The organism is Streptomyces sp. NPDC001093 (genome assembly GCF_040298985.1).
Classification (GTDB): Bacteria; Actinomycetota; Actinomycetes; order Streptomycetales; family Streptomycetaceae; genus Streptomyces.
Window position 1 is genome coordinate 19,960 of record NZ_JBEPBF010000027.1, and the last position, 17,391, is coordinate 37,350.

General features: G+C 72.2%; 14 protein-coding genes and 1 riboswitch. Of the genes, 11 read left to right on the top strand and 3 right to left on the bottom strand.

Annotated features, from left to right (window positions below; genetic code table 11):
• The first annotated feature begins 64 nt into the window (after positions 1–64).
• The gene (locus ABT288_RS16250) at positions 65–1,231 is read left to right on the top strand and encodes a citrate synthase (RefSeq protein ID WP_351607558.1); all 1,167 of its coding nucleotides are present in this window, start codon (positions 65–67) and stop codon (positions 1,229–1,231) included.
• A gap of 66 nt (positions 1,232–1,297) precedes the next feature.
• Positions 1,298–2,392, top strand: a complete 1,095-nt coding sequence (locus ABT288_RS16255) for a CobW family GTP-binding protein (RefSeq protein ID WP_351607560.1) — start codon at positions 1,298–1,300, stop codon at positions 2,390–2,392.
• Here ABT288_RS16255 and ABT288_RS16260 read toward each other — a convergent pair.
• Entirely contained in the window at positions 2,389–4,848 is a 2,460-nt protein-coding gene (locus ABT288_RS16260) for a DNA gyrase/topoisomerase IV subunit A (protein ID WP_351607563.1), read from the bottom strand. The two genes, ABT288_RS16255 and ABT288_RS16260, sit on opposite strands and share 4 nt — an antisense overlap.
• A gap of 258 nt (positions 4,849–5,106) precedes the next feature.
• On the opposite strand from ABT288_RS16260, the gene ABT288_RS16265 reads away from it, so the two are divergent.
• From ABT288_RS16265 to ABT288_RS16280, 4 genes are all read left to right on the top strand, one after another.
• Entirely contained in the window at positions 5,107–6,501 is a 1,395-nt protein-coding gene (locus ABT288_RS16265; RefSeq protein WP_351607566.1) for a M16 family metallopeptidase, read from the top strand.
• Complete coding sequence (locus ABT288_RS16270; RefSeq protein WP_351607568.1) at positions 6,498–7,886, top strand: M16 family metallopeptidase; 1,389 nt, start codon at positions 6,498–6,500, stop codon at positions 7,884–7,886. Before ABT288_RS16265 ends, ABT288_RS16270 begins: the two co-directional genes overlap by 4 nt.
• 238 nt (positions 7,887–8,124) lie before the next feature.
• Positions 8,125–8,287: riboswitch (cyclic di-AMP (ydaO/yuaA leader) on the top strand.
• A 12-nt stretch (positions 8,288–8,299) separates the two neighbouring features.
• A complete protein-coding gene (locus tag ABT288_RS16275) occupies positions 8,300–9,043 on the top strand; it encodes a M23 family metallopeptidase (protein ID WP_351607570.1) in 744 nt (247 codons plus the stop codon).
• A 199-nt stretch (positions 9,044–9,242) separates the two neighbouring features.
• The gene (locus ABT288_RS16280) at positions 9,243–9,929 is read left to right on the top strand and encodes a GntR family transcriptional regulator (protein WP_351607573.1); all 687 of its coding nucleotides are present in this window, start codon (positions 9,243–9,245) and stop codon (positions 9,927–9,929) included.
• A 145-nt stretch (positions 9,930–10,074) separates the two neighbouring features.
• Here ABT288_RS16280 and ABT288_RS16285 read toward each other — a convergent pair whose 3' ends face one another.
• Positions 10,075–10,356 (bottom strand): HPr family phosphocarrier protein, encoded by a 282-nt coding sequence (locus ABT288_RS16285; protein ID WP_003993478.1) that lies wholly within the window; start codon positions 10,354–10,356, stop codon positions 10,075–10,077.
• A gap of 178 nt (positions 10,357–10,534) precedes the next feature.
• On the opposite strand from ABT288_RS16285, the gene ABT288_RS16290 reads away from it, so the two are divergent.
• From ABT288_RS16290 to ABT288_RS16310, 5 genes are read left to right on the top strand one after another with little or no spacing between them, the layout of a single operon-like run.
• Positions 10,535–13,372: a bifunctional acetate--CoA ligase family protein/GNAT family N-acetyltransferase gene (locus ABT288_RS16290; protein WP_351607575.1), complete on the top strand. Its 2,838-nt coding sequence runs from the start codon at positions 10,535–10,537 to the stop codon at positions 13,370–13,372.
• 13 nt (positions 13,373–13,385) lie between these two features.
• Complete coding sequence (locus tag ABT288_RS16295; protein ID WP_351607579.1) at positions 13,386–13,799, top strand: hypothetical protein; 414 nt, start codon at positions 13,386–13,388, stop codon at positions 13,797–13,799.
• Positions 13,800–13,809: 10 nt separating this feature from the next.
• Positions 13,810–14,397: a DUF5998 family protein gene (locus tag ABT288_RS16300; RefSeq protein ID WP_351607581.1), complete on the top strand. Its 588-nt coding sequence runs from the start codon at positions 13,810–13,812 to the stop codon at positions 14,395–14,397.
• On the top strand, positions 14,397–15,593 hold the full coding sequence (locus tag ABT288_RS16305; RefSeq protein ID WP_351607584.1) for an alkaline phosphatase family protein: 1,197 nt from the start codon (positions 14,397–14,399) through the stop codon (positions 15,591–15,593). The genes ABT288_RS16300 and ABT288_RS16305 overlap by 1 nt, the downstream gene beginning before the upstream one ends.
• 57 nt (positions 15,594–15,650) lie before the next feature.
• Positions 15,651–16,301 (top strand): thymidine kinase, encoded by a 651-nt coding sequence (locus ABT288_RS16310; protein ID WP_351607585.1) that lies wholly within the window; start codon positions 15,651–15,653, stop codon positions 16,299–16,301.
• Positions 16,302–16,339: 38 nt separating this feature from the next.
• Here ABT288_RS16310 and ABT288_RS16315 read toward each other — a convergent pair whose 3' ends face one another.
• Entirely contained in the window at positions 16,340–17,131 is a 792-nt protein-coding gene (locus ABT288_RS16315; protein ID WP_351607586.1) for a VOC family protein, read from the bottom strand.
• Between the last annotated feature and the right edge of the window lie 260 nt (positions 17,132–17,391).

The following is a 17,391-nucleotide window of genomic DNA, read 5'->3' on the forward strand; positions in this document are numbered from 1 at the left end:
AAATCAATATTGACAAGCAATTAGTCAAGCATGGACAGTCGGATCAAGTCCAGGGAGGAGAACCATGGCCATCAACAGGACCGCGAGCCCGCTCATCGACGCACCGCGCGGACTCGCCGGCGTCGTCGTCACCGAGACCGAGATCGGTGACGTCCGGGGACGCGAGGGCTTCTACCACTACCGCCAGTACTCGGCCGTCGAACTCGCGCGGACCCGCGGCTTCGAGGACGTCTGGCACCTCCTGGTCCACGGCACGCTCCCGGACGCCGAGCGCCGCGCCGCCTTCGCCCACGAGACCGCGACGCTGCGGCGGCTGCCCGAGGAAGTCCGCGCGGCACTGCCCGAGATCGCCGCGGCGAGCCGCGTCTCCGGCCCGCTGTCCGGGCTGCGCACGGCCCTGTCCCTGCTGGGCTCGGCGCGGGGGCTGCGACCGGTGTACGACATCGACGCCGACCGGCGCCGCGCCGACACCCTGGCCGTCTGCGCGGCCGTACCCACGCTGCTCACCGCGCTGTACCGGCTGGGGCAGGGGCTCCACCCTGTCGAGCCGCGTGACGACCTCACGTACGCGGCCAACTACCTGTACATGCTCACGGGTGTGGAACCCGAACCGCGACGGGCGCGTGCGGTCGAGCAATATCTGATCTCAACCATTGATCATGGGTTCAATGCATCAACCTTCACGGCCCGCGTGATCGCCTCCACCGGAGCCGACGTGGCCGCCTGCCTGACCGGAGCGGTGGGTGCCCTGTCCGGGCCGCTGCACGGCGGCGCGCCCAGCCGGGCCCTGGACACCCTGGACGCCATCGGCACGCCGGAGCGGATCGACCCGTGGATCCGCGAGCGGGTGCTCGCCGGTGACCGGATCATGGGCTTCGGACACGCCATCTACCGCACGGAGGACCCCCGTTCGCGGATGCTGCGGGAGATCGCCCTCGGCTTCGGCGGTCCGCGCGTCGACTTCGCGGTGGAGGTCGAGCGCCGCGTCGAGGCGATCCTCGCCGAGCTGAAGCCCGGCCGCGAACTCCACACCAACGTGGAGTTCTACGCCGGTGTGGTCATGGAACTGTGCGGACTGCCCCGCGAGATGTTCACCCCCACCTTCGCGGCGGCACGCGTGGTGGGCTGGAGCGCCAACATCCTGGAACAGGCGGCCGACTCGAAGATCATCCGGCCGGTCGCGCGCTACGTGGGGCCGACGCCGCCGGTCGCGGTGCCGGCCACCGGCTGACGCACCCGCCCCAGGAGCCCCTCCTATCCTGGACCGGCAGTCGGTCCACACGAGAGAGGTCACCCGTTGGGGAACAGCAGCGGTCCGCAGATCCCGGTCGTCGTGCTCGCCGGATTCCTGGGCTCCGGGAAGACCACCCTCCTCAACCACCTCCTGCACCGCAGCGGAGGCAGCCGGATCGGGGCGATCGTCAACGACTTCGGGGCCATCGAGATCGACGCGATGGCCGTCGCGGGCGCCCTCGGCGACTCGACCGTCTCGCTCGGCAACGGCTGCCTGTGCTGTGCCGTCGACGCCGGTGAACTCGATCTCTACCTGGAGCGGCTCGCCGACCCGGGCACCGGCATCGACGTGATCGTCATCGAGGCCAGCGGGCTCGCCGAGCCGCAGGAACTGGTGCGCATGGTGCTGGCCTGCGAGCACCCGAGGGTCGTCTACGGCGGCCTCGTCGAGGTCGTGGACGCCGCCGAGTTCGACGACACCCGCGCCAGGCACCCGGAGATCGACCGGCATCTGGCCCTCGCCGACCTGGTCGTGGTCAACAAGCTCGACCGGGCCGCCGACGGTGACCGGGTGCTCGGTCTGGTGCGCTCCCTCGCCGACCGCGCCGCCGTGGTCCCCGCCACCTACGGCCGGATCGACCCGGAGTTCCTCTTCGACTGCAGGCCGAGCGAGGAGCGGATCGGGCAGCTGTCCTTCGACGACCTGCACGAGCCCACGGAGCACACCGAGGCCGACGGGCACGATGAGCACGCGGGTCATCTGCACACCGGCTACGACAGCCTCTCCTTCGCCTCCGAGGCGCCCCTGGAACCCCGCCGGCTCATGCGCTTCCTCGACAGCCGGCCCGAGGGGCTGTACCGGATCAAGGGCTACGTCGACTTCGGGCCGTACGACCCCCTCAACCGGTACACCGTGCACGCCGTCGGCCGCTTTCTGCGCTTCTACCCGGAACCCTGGGGCGGTGCCGGCGACCGGCTCACCCAGCTCGTGCTGATCGGTTCCGGCATCGACACCGAGGCCCTCGGCCAGGAGCTCAAGGGGTGCGAGAACGACGCCCCACACGCCGACGAACGCGGCATGTGGGGCGTCCTGCGCTACGTCCAGGGCTCCGAGGAGGAGCCCGACGCGCAGCCGTACGAGGCGTCGTACGAGGCCTAGAGCACCGGTCCCGCGATCACCGCCACCGTCTTCGGCAGCGACGTGCCCGAACCGTCCCGGCGCGGGTCCAGCTCCGGCAGCTCCGCCGGGGTGCCGTTCTTCTGCGCCGCGCGCGCGGGAGCCGGGCCCGCCCAGCCCAGCGACAGGCAGTCCTCGCCCTTCAGGAACCGCTGGCAGCGCACGCCGCCCGTGGCCCGGCCCTTGCGCGGGTACTGGTCGAACGGGGTCAGCTTGGCGGTCGTCTGCACCGAGTCGTCCAGCGTGCCGCGCGAGCCCGCGACCGTGAACACCACCGCGTCGGCCGCCGGGTCGACCGCCGTGAAGGAGATGACCTTCGCGCCCTCGGCGAGCTTGATGCCCGCCATACCGCCGGCCGGACGGCCCTGCGGGCGCACGATGGACGCCTGGAAGCGCAGCAGCTGCGCGTCGTCGGTGATGAACACCAGGTCCTCCTCGCCGGTGCGCAGCTCCACCGCGCCGACGATCCGGTCACCCTCCTTCAGCGTGATGACCTCCAGCTCGTCCTTGCTGGACGGGTAGTCGGGCACCACACGCTTGACGATGCCCTGCTCGGTGCCGAGCGCCAGGCCCGGGGACGACTCGTCCAGCGTGGTCAGGCAGACCACCGTCTCGTCGTCCTCCAGGGAGACGAACTCCGCCAGCGGCGCCCCTCCGGAGAGGTTCGGCGCGGCCGCCGTCTCCGGCAGCTGGGGCAGGTCGACCACGTTGATCCGCAGCAGCCGGCCCGCCGAGGTCACCGCGCCGATCTCGCCGCGCGCGGTCGCCGGCACCGCCGAGACGATCACGTCGTGCTTGACGCGCTTGGCGCCGGCCTGCTCCGGGAACGGCTCGGCGGTCGCCGTACGGGCCAGCAGACCCGTCGAGGACAGCAGCACCCGGCACGGGTCGTCGGCCACCTGCAGGGGCACCGCGGCCACGGGGGCGCCCGCGGACTCCAGCAGGACCGTACGCCGGTCGGTGCCGAACTTCTTGGACACGGCGGCCAGTTCGGCCGAGACCAGCTTGCGCAGCTCCGCGTCGGACTCCAGGATCCGGGTCAGCTCCGCGATCTCCGCGGTGAGCTTGTCCTTCTCCGACTCCAGCTCGATGCGGTCGTACTTGGTGAGCCGGCGCAGCGGCGTGTCGAGGATGTACTGCGTCTGCACCTCGCTCAGCGAGAAGCGCTGCATCAGGCGCTCCTTGGCCTGCGCGGAGTTCTCGCTGGACCGGATCAGCCGGATGACCTCGTCGATGTCGACCAGCGCGGTCAGCAGGCCCTCGACCAGGTGCAGCCGGTCGCGGCGCTTGGTGCGGCGGAACTCGCTGCGGCGCCGGACGACGTCGAAGCGGTGGTCGAGATAGACCTCCAGCAGCTCCTTCAGGCCCAGCGTGAGCGGCTGGCCGTCGACCAGCGCGACGTTGTTGATGCCGAAGGTCTCCTCCATCGGGGTCAGCTTGTAGAGCTGCTCCAGGATCGCCTCCGGCACGAAGCCGTTCTTGATCTCGATGACCAGGCGCAGGCCGTGCTCGCGGTCGGTGAGGTCCTTGACGTCGGCGATGCCCTGGACCTTCTTCGCGTTGACCAGGTCCTTGATCTTCGCGATGACCTTTTCGGGGCCCACCGTGAAGGGCAGTTCGGTGACGACCAGGCCCTGGCGGCGGGCGGTCACCGTCTCGATCGAGACCGTCGCGCGCATCTTGAAGGTGCCGCGGCCCGTCGCGTACGCGTCCCGGATGCCGTCCAGGCCGACGATCCGGCCGCCGGTGGGCAGGTCCGGGCCCGGGACGTGCTTCATCAGCGCGTCCAGGTCCGCGTTCGGGTACTTGATCAGGTGGCGGGCGGCCGCGACGACCTCGCGCAGGTTGTGCGGCGGCATGTTCGTCGCCATGCCGACCGCGATGCCCGAGGAGCCGTTGACCAGCAGGTTCGGGAAGGCGGCGGGCAGCGCCACCGGCTCGCGCTCCTGGCCGTCGTAGTTCGGCGCGAAGTCGACCGTGTCCTCGTCGATCGACTCGGTCATCAGACTCGTCGCCTCGGCCTGCCGGCACTCGGTGTACCGCATGGCGGCCGGCGGGTCGTCGTTGCCCAGCGAGCCGAAGTTGCCGTGGCCGTCGACCAGCGGCACGCGCATGGAGAAGGGCTGGGCCATGCGCACCAGGGCGTCGTAGATCGACGCGTCGCCGTGCGGGTGCAGCTTGCCCATGACCTCGCCGACGACACGCGCGCACTTCACATAGCCGCGGTCGGGGCGCAGGCCCATCTCGTTCATCTGGTACACGATCCGGCGGTGCACCGGCTTGAGGCCGTCACGGGCGTCCGGCAGGGCGCGCGAGTAGATGACCGAGTACGCGTACTCGAGGTAGGAGCCACGCATCTCGTCCACGACGTCGATGTCGAGGATCCTCTCCTCGAACGAATCGTCGGGCGGCGGGGTCTTCGTGCTGCGGCGGGCCATCGCTGCCGGCTCCTTGCTGAAGCGATTGACTGATCTGACGCGGACCATTGTGGACCGCGGCACTGACAACCCGTACCACGACCCGGTCCCGGGAGGTTTCCCAGCATCCCCGGGCGGGTCCGGCCAGGGCCGCGGGATCCGCTGTGGGCGTACGTCCCGCCGGAACTTCGTCGAGGTCCCGCACGGTTTGCATACAGTGGCAGGAACGGCAGGAAAACCGCGGTTTCCACAACCGCCTCCGCTCGCGAAGGGATGTACATGCCCATGGGTCACACGACCACAGCCGAGGCAGGCTCCGGGGGCCTGACAGCGACCGAGCACCGCCTGGCCAACGGTCTGCGCGTGGTGCTCTCCGAGGACCACCTGACCCCGGTCGCGGCGGTCTGCCTCTGGTACGACGTCGGCTCCCGCCACGAAGTCAAGGGGCGTACCGGCCTGGCTCACCTTTTCGAGCACCTGATGTTCCAGGGCTCGGCGCAGGTCAAGGGCAACGGTCACTTCGAGCTCGTGCAGGGCGCCGGAGGCTCGCTCAACGGCACCACCAGCTTCGAGCGCACCAACTACTTCGAGACCATGCCCGCCCACCAGCTGGAGCTCGCCCTCTGGCTGGAGGCCGACCGCATGGGCTCGCTGCTCGCCGCCCTGGACGACGAGTCCATGGAGAACCAGCGGGACGTCGTCAAGAACGAGCGCCGTCAGCGCTACGACAACGTGCCCTACGGCACCGCCTTCGAGAAGCTGACCGGCCTGTCGTACCCGGAGGGCCACCCCTACCACCACACGCCGATCGGCTCGATGGCGGACCTGGACGCGGCCACCCTGGAGGACGCCCGCCAGTTCTTCCGCACCTACTACGCGCCGAACAACGCGGTGCTCTCCGTGGTCGGCGACATCGATCCCCGGCAGACCCTCGCCTGGATCGAGAAGTACTTCGGGTCGATCCCCTCCCACGACGGCAAGCCCGCCCCCCGCGACGGCTCCCTGCCGGAGGTCATCGGCGAGCAGAAGCGCGAGGTCGTCGTCGAGGAGGTCCCGGCGCGCGCCCTGATGGCCGCCTACCGCCTCCCGCACGACGGCACGCGCGCGTGCGACGCCGCCGACCTCGCCCTGACCGTCCTCGGCGGCGGCGAGTCCTCCCGCCTCTACAACCGGCTCGTGCGCCGCGACCGCACGGCCGTCGCGGCCGGCTTCGGCCTGCTGCGGCTCGCCGGCGCGCCCTCCATGGGCTGGCTGGACGTGAAGACCTCCGGTGACGTCGAGGTGCCGGTCATCGAGACCGCCATCGACGAGGAGCTGGCCCGGTTCGCCGAGGAGGGCCCCACGCCCGAGGAAATGGAGCGCGCCCAGGCCCAGTTGGAGCGCGAGTGGCTGGACCGGCTCGGCACGGTCGCCGGCCGCGCCGACGAACTGTGCCGGTACGCCGTCCTGTTCGGTGACCCGCAGCTCGCCCTCACCGCCGTCAAGCGCGTCCTGGAGGTGACCCCCGAGGAGGTCCAGGCGGTCGCCCAGGCCCGCCTGCGCCCCGACAACCGCGCGGTTCTGGTCTACGAGCCGAAGTCCCCGGAGAAGGCCCCGGACGCCGACGTCCCCGAGGACCCGGAGCAGGAAGCCACCGTAGAGGCCGGTAACGAGAACGAGGAGACGGCCAAGTGACCCAGCTCGCCACCATGGACTTCCACCCCCAGCCGCAGCCCGGCGAGGCCAAGCCGTGGGCGTTCCCGGCGCCCGAGCGCAGCGCGCTCGACAACGGCCTGACCGTGCTGCGCTGCCACCGCCCCGGCCAGCAGGTCGTCGCCGTCGAGGTGCTGCTCGACGCGCCCCTGGACGCCGAGCCGGCCGGTCTGGACGGCGTCGCCACGATCATGGCGCGGGCCTTCTCCGAGGGCACCGACAAGCACTCCGCCGAGGAGTTCGCCGCCGAGCTGGAGCGCGCGGGCGCCACGCTCGACGCGCACGCCGACCACCCCGGCGTCCGGCTCAGCCTGGAGGTCCCGGCCTCCCGCCTGGCCAAGGGCCTCGGCCTGCTCGCCGACGCGCTGCGCGCGCCCGCGTTCGCCGACAGCGAGGTGGAGCGGCTGGTCCGCAACCGCCTGGACGAGATCCCGCACGAGCTGGCCAACCCCTCCCGCAGGGCCGCGAAGGAGCTCTCCAAGGAGCTGTTCCCGGTGGCCGCGCGCATGTCGCGCCCGCGCCAGGGCACCGAGGAGACGGTCGAGAAGATCGACGCCGCCGCCGTACGCGCCTTCCACGGCCGGCACGTACGCCCGGCCACCGCCACCGCGGTCGTCGTCGGCGACCTCACCGGCGTCGACCTGGACGCGCTGCTCCTCGACACCCTGGGCGCCTGGACGGGCACCCCGGGCGAGCCGCGGCCCGTGCCGCCGGTGACCGCCGACGACACCGGACGCGTGGTCATCGTGGACCGGCCCGGCGCCGTGCAGACGCAGTTGCTCATCGGCCGCGTCGGCCCCGACCGGCACGACCGTGTGTGGCCCGCCCAGGTGCTCGGCACCTACTGCCTCGGCGGCACCCTCACCTCCCGCCTGGACCGCGTCCTGCGCGAGGAGAAGGGCTACACCTACGGTGTGCGCGCGTTCGGCCAGGTCCTCAGGTCCGCGCCGGACGGCACGGGCGCGTCGATGCTCGCCATCAGCGGCTCCGTGGACACCCCCAACACCGGCCCGGCGCTGGAGGACCTGTGGAAGGTGCTGCGCACCCTCGCCGCGGACGGGCTGACCGACGCCGAGCGGGACGTGGCGGTGCAGAACCTCGTCGGGGTGGCGCCGCTGAAGTACGAGACCGCGGCCGCCGTCGCGAGCACGCTGGCCGACCAGGTCGAGCAGTACCTGCCCGACGACTTCCAGGCGACGCTGTATCAGCAGCTGGCCGCGACGGGCACGGTGGAGGCCACGGCGGCCGTCGTGAACGCCTTCCCGGTGGACCGTCTGGTGACCGTCCTCGTCGGTGACGCCGCCCAGATCAAGGCACCGGTGGAGGCGCTGGGGATCGGTGAAGTGACCGTGGTGGCGGCCGAGTAGTCCCCGTAGGGACGGCTGCTGAGTGACGGCACACGCGCGTGGGGCCCTGACGACCGACTCGTCGTCAGGGCCCCTGCTGTTCCACTCCCTTCTCCAGATGCCCGATTTGAGACGGAGGTTGCCTGTCTGCCCTGTGGGATGCGCTACAAAGGCCCGGATCGGTTTGGGGTTCGAAGCAGGCTTCCGTAGCGTCGTCCGGGCTGTTCGTCGGTAGGCAGTGCGCCGCACCCGCGGCACCGGACAGCCATCGCCGAGTCCCCGTACGGCGCGAGCCAGGGGAGCCGGGGACCCACGCAGTCCCTGGGGTGAATCGGGCGCCCGCGCCAGCGCGAGGGAGTCCGTAGGAGACCTTCCTGCTCCGAACCCGTCAGCTAACCCGGTAGGCGAGAGGGAAGGAAAGGACCAGCCACTCCATGGCGTTCATGTGCGCCACCGGGAAGCACCGCAAGCCCGGCCGGGTCAAGCGCACCACCGCTCAGGCGGCAGGCGTCGCGGCCCTCACCACCACCGGTGTCATCGGCACCCTCGCCGCCTCCCCGGCGCTCGCCGCCGAGAACACGGTGGAGCAGACCGGCCTCACGCCCGTCCTCGCCGTGAGCGACGACGTCGCCGAGCACATCGACGCACAGGCCACCGCGCAGCAGCGGGCCGCCGAGCAGAAGGCGGCCGAGGAGGCCGCGGCCAGGAAGGCGAAGGAGGAGCGCGAGGCCAGGGCCCGCGCCGCCCGGGAGGCCGAGCGCGAGCGCCTGAACGCCTTCGTCGCCCCGATAGCCGACTCCTACGTCTCCACCGGCTACCAGGCCAGCAGCTCCCTGTGGTCCTCCGGCCGCCACACGGGCATAGACTTCCACGCCGCCAGTGGCACCCCGGTCCACGCGGTCGGCTCCGGCACGGTCGTCTCCACCGGCTGGGGCGGCGCGTACGGCAACCAGATCGTGATCAGGATGGCCGACGGCATGTACACCCAGTACGGCCATCTGTCGTCCATCGGCGTCTCGGTGGGCCAGCAGGTCACCCCGGGCCGGCAGATCGGCCTGTCCGGCGCGACCGGCAACACCACGGGCCCGCACCTGCACTTCGAGGCCCGTACGACCCCCGACTACGGCTCGGACGTCGACCCCGTCGCCTACCTCCGCAAGCACGGCGTGAACGTCTGACGCCTCGTCGCACTGCATGCGAAGCCCCGGCTCACCGAGCCGGGGCTTTCGCCGTCTTTTCACGGGCGCCACCCGATCCGCTGACCAAAAAATATCCATGGATTCCGGCCCGCCGTCGGAAATTCCGGCTCATTGGAATAGAGTCACGGAACAGGCGTCCATCGTCGACGTTTCACGGGGATTAAGGCGGAGGTCGGTCATGCGTATTCCGGCGCACTCGGTGTGCACGGCCATCCGGGACGACATCGTCGCGGGTGTCTACGAGCGCGGCGGCCGGCTGACCGAGGAAGTCCTGGCCCGCCGCTACGGCGTCTCGCGCGTCCCCGTCCGCGAGGCTCTGCGCACCCTGGAGGCCGAGGGCTTCGTGGTGACCCGCCGGCACGCGGGCGCGTGCGTGGCCGAGCCGACCGAGCAGGAGGCCGCCGACCTGCTGGAGATGCGCCTGCTGCTGGAGCCGCTCGGGGCCGCCCGGGCCGCGCAGCGGCGCACCGAGGCCCATCTGAAGGTGCTGCGTGGCCTCGTCAGGCTGGGCCAGGAGCGGGCCCGCAGCGGCAACAGCGGCGACCTGCGCTCGCTGGGCGGCTGGTTCCACGAGACGCTCGCCCAGGCCTCGGGCAGCCCCTCGCTGACGGCGATGCTCAGCCAGCTGCGGCACAAGATCTCCTGGATGTACGCGGTGGAGGCGCCGTCGAGCCCGGTGGAGTACTGGGCGGAGCACGGCGCCATCGTCGACGCGGTGGCGCGCGGCGACGGCGAGCGCGCGCGGGCGGTCACGGCGCTGCACACCGAGCGCGCGACCGCCGCGCACCGGCTGCGTTTTTCCGGGGGCGCCGAGCGTGTGAGGACTTCGCAACATGCCGTAAACATGTCGGGCCTTCGGCATTAACACGGGCGCCGTATACAAAGAAGAGGTATTCGGTCGCGAAGTATTTCCGCTGCCTCAATTCCGGTGTGCGCGCAATGAGCCCGGAAACACAGAGCCGCGCCGCCCGAAAAGGCGGCGCGGCTCCGCTGTATCAGTGCGCTGGTGTTCAGACCGTCTCGGGCAGTTCCTCGAGGCCCTCGGAGACCAGCTTGGCCAGACGGTCCAGGGCGGCGTCGGCGCCCTCGGCGTCGGAGGCGAGGACGATCTCCTCGCCGCCCTGGGCGCCCAGGCCCAGGACAGCCAGCATGGAGGCCGCGTTGACGGGGTTGCCGTCAGCCTTGGCGATCGTCACCGGGACGCCTGCGGCCGTGGCGGCTCGGACGAAGATGGAGGCGGGACGGGCGTGGAGGCCCTCGGCCCAGCCGACGTTGACGCGGCGCTCAGCCATGTGTTGCTGCCCTTCAGTCTTCAGGGTTGTCTAGACCAGTTTCCCATATCGCGAAGCGTGCCCGGAGCGGACCTTCGTCCGCTCCGCCGTGGCGCCGGAACCGCGGCCTCGGTTCCGGCTTCCGTCCTCCACAGACTGCCCCGCGCCGTTGTCGGACGCGAGCCGTACTCTGGGGCCCATGCAGACCTCGGCGGACCGGCAGGACCGGCACCAATACCCCGCCCACTGGGAGGCGGACGTGGTGCTGCGCGACGGGGGTACCGCGCGCATCAGGCCCATCACCGTTGATGACGCCGACCGCCTGGTCAGCTTCTACGAGCAGGTCTCGGACGAGTCGAAGTACTACCGCTTCTTCGCGCCGTACCCCAGGCTCTCCGCCAAGGACGTCCACCGCTTCACGCACCACGACTTTGTGGACCGGGTGGGACTCGCGGCCACCATCGGCGGCGAGTTCATCGCCACCGTACGCTACGACCGCATCGGCGCGGACGGCATGCCCGCCTCCGCCCCCGCCGACGAGGCCGAGGTCGCCTTCCTGGTGCAGGACGCCCACCAGGGCCGCGGGGTCGCCTCCGCGCTGCTGGAGCACATCGCGGCGGTCGCCCGCGAGCGCGGCATCCGTCGCTTCGCCGCCGAGGTGCTGCCCGCCAACACCAAGATGATCAAGGTATTCACGGACGCCGGCTACACCCAGCAGCGCAGCTTCGAGGACGGCGTCGTCCGCCTGGAGTTCGACCTCGAACCCACCGACCGCTCCCTCGCCGTGCAGCGCGCGCGGGAGCAGCGCGCCGAGGCCCGCTCGGTACGGCGGCTGCTCATGCCCGGCTCGGTCGCGGTCGTCGGCGTCGGCCGCGCCCCCGGCGGCGTCGGCCGCAGCGTCCTCGGCAACATCCGGGACGTCGGCTACGGCGGCCGGCTGCACGCCGTGAACAAGGCCTTCCCCGAGGACCTGGAGAAGGTCGACGGCGTGCCGGCGCACCGGCGCGTGCGGGACATCGGCGGTCCGGTGGACCTCGCCGTGGTCGCCGTACCGGCCGAGCACGTGCCCGCCGTCGTCACCGAGTGCGGGGAACACGGGGTGCAAGGGCTCGTCGTGCTCTCCGCCGGGTACGCCGAGAGCGGGCCCGAGGGGCGCGAGCGGCAGCGGGCCCTCGTCCAGCAGGCACGCGCGTACGGCATGCGGCTCATCGGCCCGAACGCCTTCGGGATCATCAACACCGCGCCGGACGTGCGCCTCAACGCCTCCCTCGCCCCGGAGATGCCCCGGCCCGGCCGCATCGGGATGTTCGCCCAGTCCGGCGCCATCGGCATCGCCCTGCTGTCCCGGCTGCACCGGCGCGGGGGAGGGGTCACCGGGGTCACCGGCGTGTCCACCTTCGTGTCCGCCGGCAACCGCGCGGACGTCTCCGGCAACGACGTCCTCCAGTACTGGTACGACGACCCCGAGACCGACGTCGCCCTCATGTACCTGGAGTCCATCGGCAACCCGCGCAAGTTCACCCGCCTCGCGCGCCGGACGGCGGCGGCCAAGCCGCTGGTCGTGGTGCAGGGCGTCGGTTCCGCGCCGCAGGGGCACACGGTGCGGGCCACCCGGCTGCCGCACGCCACCGTCTCCGCCCTGCTGCGGCAGGCCGGGGTGATCCGGGTCGACACGATCACCGAGCTGGTCGACGCGGGGCTGCTGCTCGCCCGGCAGCCGCTGCCGGCGGGGCCGAGGGTGGCGATCCTGGGGAACTCCGAGTCACTGGGGGTGCTGACGTACGACCGGTGCGTGGCGGAGGGCCTGCGGCCCTCGCGTCCGCTGGACCTGACGACCGGGGCGACGGCGGAGGACTTCCACCGGGCGCTGGGCGCCGCGCTGGCCGACGAGACCTGCGACTCCGTCGTGGTGACGGCGATCCCCGCGATCGGGGAAGCCTCGCCGGGGGAGGCGGAGCTGGCCGAGGCGCTGAGGTCGGCCGCGGCTGCCGTTCCGGGGAAGCCGGTGCTGGTGGTGCATGTGGAGCTCGGGGGGCTCGCGGAGGCGTTGTCGGCCGCGGCGAGCACCGCACCACAGGCCGCTGACACGGCACCCGGCGCGGAGGGCGGTGCCCCCCCGTTCCGCCGCCCTGTGGAACGACCGCCCACCGCGCCGACGGTCCCTCCGGAAGGCACCCACCTCATCCCCGCCTATCCCGCAGCCGAGCGGGCCGTTCGCGCCCTCGCCGAAGCGGTCCGGTACGGGCAGTGGCGGCGGGAGGCCATGGACCCCGGGAAGGTACCGGAGTACGACGACATCGACGAGAAGGGGGCCGCGCGGCTGATCGGTGAGCTGCTCGCGCGCGGGGAAGGGCTCACCATCCCCGACGCGGAGACCTGCGGCCTGCTCGGCACGTACGGCATCCCCGTGCGGCGCGCGCTGCCCGCGCCCACCCCGGACGCCGCCGCCGAGGCCGCCCGAGCCCTCGGCTACCCGGTCGCCCTCAAGGCCACCGCCCCGCATCTGAGGCACCGCGCCGACCTGGGCGGCGTACGCCTCGACCTGGCGGACGAGGAGCAACTGCGCCGGGCGTACGCCGAGTTGACCGAGCTGTTCGGCGAGCCGGAGGGGCTGCGGCCGGTGGTGCAGGGCATGGCACCGCGCGGCGTCGACACCGTCGTACGAGCCGTGATCGACCCGGCGGCCGGGGCCGTGCTGTCGTTCGGGCTCGCCGGGGCCGCCTCCCAGCTGCTCGGGGACATGGCGCACCGGCTGATCCCGGTCACCGACCGGGAGGCGACCTCGCTGGTGCGGTCGATCCGTACGGCACCGCTGCTGTTCGGCTGGCGCGGCTCCACGCCCGTCGACACCCCGGCGCTGGAGGAGCTGCTGCTGCGGGTGTCCCGGCTGGTCGACGATCATCCGGAGGTGGTCGCCGTCACCCTGGAACCGGTCGTCGTCGCCCCGCACGGGGTGAGCGTCCTCGGCGCCACGGTACGGCTCGCGCCGCCACCGGCCCGCGACGACCTGGGCCCGCGCACGATGCCGGCCTACTGATCAGGGGGACCGCATGGACATCGCCGGCCGCCCGCTGCCCGAGGGCAGCTGGTGGGACTGGAAAGTGATCGTCCGGCACGGCGGGCAGCTGCGGCTGGCCGCCGGGTACGACCTCACCTACCACCACGGCCTGGAGATCGTTTTCACCGCCCCGGGCTTCGTCGCGTGTCCCTCCGCCTTCCAGGACCCCGTCTTCCGTGAGCCCACCGCCGACGAGACGGCACGGCTGCGGGGAGCACTGGGCGAAACGCTGCCCGTCGTGGTCGCGTTCGAGGCGGACGGCGGCGGGCCCGAACCCGTCTCCTGCCTGATCGCCGCGGAGGGGCTGGACATCCTGCCGGGGCTCGTCCAGCGGCGCCCACGCGCGCGTGCGCAGGCCGACCCCGGTCTCCGCGACTGGCCCGGACCCCCCTTGCCCACGGATTAGGATGGACGCCATGGCCAAGACCAGTACGACGACCCAGGGGCTGCGCTCGGCGATCGAGCGCAGCGGCTACTACCCGGCCCTCGTGGCCGAGGCGGTGGAGGCCGCTGTGGGCGGCGAGCCCATCCGGTCGTACCTGGTCCACCAGGAGACCACCTTCGATCAGAACGAGGTGCGGCGGCATGTGACCGTGCTCGTTCTCACCGGCAACCGCTTCATCGTCAGCCACACCGACGAGCAGGCCGCCGACAGCACCTCCCCGACGCCGTACGCCACCACCTCCACCGAGTCCGTGAAGCTGGGCCGGATCTCGTCGGTCGTGGTCAGCCGGGTGGTCGCGAATCCCGAGCAGTACGCGCCGGGCACCCTGCCCCGCGAGGTCGTGCTGACCATCGGCTGGGGCGCGGTCAGCCGCATCGACCTGGAGCCCGCAGCCTGCGGCGACCCCAACTGCGACGCCGACCACGGCTACACCGGCAACTCCACGGCGGACGACCTCAGCCTGCGCGTCAGCGAGGCCGGGGACGGCCCGGAGACGGTGCGCCAGGCGCTCGCCTTCGCACAGGCCATCTCGGAGGCGACCGCGGACATCGCCCGCTGATGTCCGCGCTCTCCGCCTGGGACCACCCGGAACCCCTCGCCCTGGACACCGCGCCGCTGCCCGAGTACGGCACCGGCTCCCTCGCCGACCTGCTGCCCACCCTGGCCGCCCGCATGGGCGTCCCCGGCATGACCGCCACGATCCGGGAACTGACCGCGGCCGACCGGGTCTGCGTCCTCCTGATCGACGGGCTCGGCTGGGAGCAGCTGCTGGCCCACCGGGACGAGGCCCCCTTCCTGACCTCGCTGCTCGGCACCTCGCGCGGCGGCACGGGGCGCCCGCTCACCGCCGGCTACCCGGCGACCACCGCGGTGTCCCTCGCCTCCGTCGGCACCGGCCTGCCGCCCGGCGTCCACGGCCTGCCCGGCTACACCGTGCGCAACCCGGCCACCGGCGAGCTGATGAACCAGCTCCGCTGGCAGCCGTACACCGATCCGCGCGCCTGGCAGCCGTACCCCACCGTCTTCCAGCTGGCGCAGGACGCAGGGGTGCACGCGGCCCAGGTGACCTCGCCCGTCTTCGAGCACACCCCGCTCACCAAGATCGCGCTCAGCGGCGGCAGCTTCCACGGCCGGCTGAGCGGCGAGGAGCGCATGGACCTCGCGGCCGAGCAGCTGGCGGCCGGGGACCGCTCGCTGGTCTACACGTACTACTCCGAGCTGGACGGCGCCGGACACCGCTACGGCGTCGCCTCCGACACCTGGCGCGGCCAGCTGATGTACGTCGACCGCCTCGCCCAGCGCCTCGCCGAGCAACTGCCGCCGCGCAGCGCCCTCTACGTCACCGCCGACCACGGCATGGTCGACGTCCCCTTCGACGACGAGCACCGCATCGACTTCGACACGGACTGGGAGCTGCGCGCCGGGGTCGCCCTGCTGGGCGGCGAGGGCCGGGCGCGGCACGTGTACGCGGTGCCGGGCGCCGAGAACGACGTACTGACCGTCTGGCGCGAGGTGCTCGGCGAGCAGTTCTGGGTGGCCTCGCGGGACGAGGCGATCGCGGCGGGCTGGTTCGGGCGGCCCGGCGAGTGCGCCGAGCGGGTGTACCCACGGCTCGGTGACGTGGTCGCGGCCGCGCACGACGACGTCCTGATCATCGCGTCCGAGCGGGAGCCGAAGGAGTCGTCGCTGGTCGGCAACCACGGTTCCATGACGCCCGCCGAGCAGCTGGTTCCCCTGCTCGAAGTACGCTCCTGACGCTCGCCTCCCTGTGACTACTCGTGTGACTACTCGCCGAAAGGTGCTCAACTCCTCATGCCCGAGCTGGTGTTCTTCTCCGGAACGATGGACTGCGGGAAGTCGACGCTGGCTCTGCAGATCGAGCACAACCGCTCCGCGCGCGGGCTCGTCGGCATGATCTTCACCCGCAACGACCGCGCGGGCGAGGGCAAGCTGTCCTCCCGGCTCGGCCTGGTCACCGACGCGGTCGAGGTCGCCGCCGACCAGGACCTGTACGCCTCTCTCGTGGAGCACCTCTCGCAGGGCCGCCGGGCCGACTACGTGATCGCGGACGAGGCGCAGTTCCTCGCTCCCGAGCAGATCGACCAGCTCGCGCGCGTGGTGGACGATCTCGGCCTCGACGTGTACGCCTTCGGGATCACCACCGACTTCCGCTCCAAGCTCTTCCCCGGCTCGCAGCGGCTGGTGGAGCTGGCCGACCGCATCGAGGTCCTCCAGGTGGAGGCGCTGTGCTGGTGCGGCGCCCGCGCCACGCACAACGCCCGCACGATAGGCGGTGAGATGGTGGTCGAGGGCGCCCAGGTGGTCGTCGGCGACGTCAACCAGGCGGCCGGCGAAGTGGGCTACGAGGTGCTGTGCCGCCGCCACCACCGCCGTCGGATGACCGCCGCGACGGCACGGGCGGCGGCCCTCTCCCCGGACGTCCTGCCCGTCTCCTCCGGCTGAGCCCGACCAGGGCGGCCGGCCGGTCCCGCCCCGAGGGCTCAGTGCGGGTTCTGGATCACCGAGAACTCCGCGCCCTCCGGGTCCGCCACGGTCGCCACCCGGCCGTGCGGGCTGTCGTGCGGCTGTCTGATCACGCGGCCGCCGAGGTCCGCCACGTGCCGCACCGTCGCGTCGGCGTCGGCGACCTCGAAGTACGTCTGCCAGTGCGGTCCGCGATCGCGGGGAAGGGCGTGCCCGACCCCGTGCAGCCCGGCCACCGGGCGGCCGGCGAGATGGAGGGTCACGTAGTCGAAGTCCGCGGAGATCATCGGCTCCCGCTCGTAACCGAACACGGTCGCGTAGAACTTGGAGACGCTCTCGGTCTCGAAGGTCACCAGCTCGTTCCACGCGGGCGTGCCGGGCACTCCGGTGATCGTGGTGCCGAGGTGCGTGGCGCCCTGCCAGATGCCGAACACGGCCCCGGAGGGGTCCGCCGCGATGGCCAGCCGCCCGGCCTCGGCGGCGTCCAGCGGTCCGACGGCCACGGTGCCGCCGCACTCCCGTACGGTGTCGGCCGTCTGGTCCACGTCGTCCGCGGCGAGGTACGGCGTCCAGGCGATCGGCAGCCGGCGGTCCGGCGGCAGCTGGCCCATGCCGGCCACCTCGTGCCCGTCCAGCAGCGCCCGCACATACGGGCCGAGCTGCTGCGGGCCAGGCTGGAACTCCCAGCCGAACAGCTCACCGTAGAACTCCTCGGTGGCGTCCAGCCCGTGCGCCATCAGGCTCACCCAGCAGGGCGTGCCGGGCGCGCGCCGCGCGTGCGGGCCGGCCGGCTCCCGTGCCTCGGTCATCGATCACTCTCTCCCCGGCCCCTCGCGGTGGCCGTGTCGCTTCCGCTCCCCGGAAGGGCTGTCCATGCCGGCGGCGGGTACGCCCGTGCCGCTGCCCGCATCCTCCACGCCGCGACGGGACTTACCGCGCCGACGCTCGGCTGTACCTACGGGAGGATGCCCGGTCTGCCGTCTTCCGCCGCTTCCTGACGATGGCCGGCGGGCGTCCGCCGGTTGTACAACACGTGCTCGATCCCGTACGCCCGGTGATCGAGCCTGTC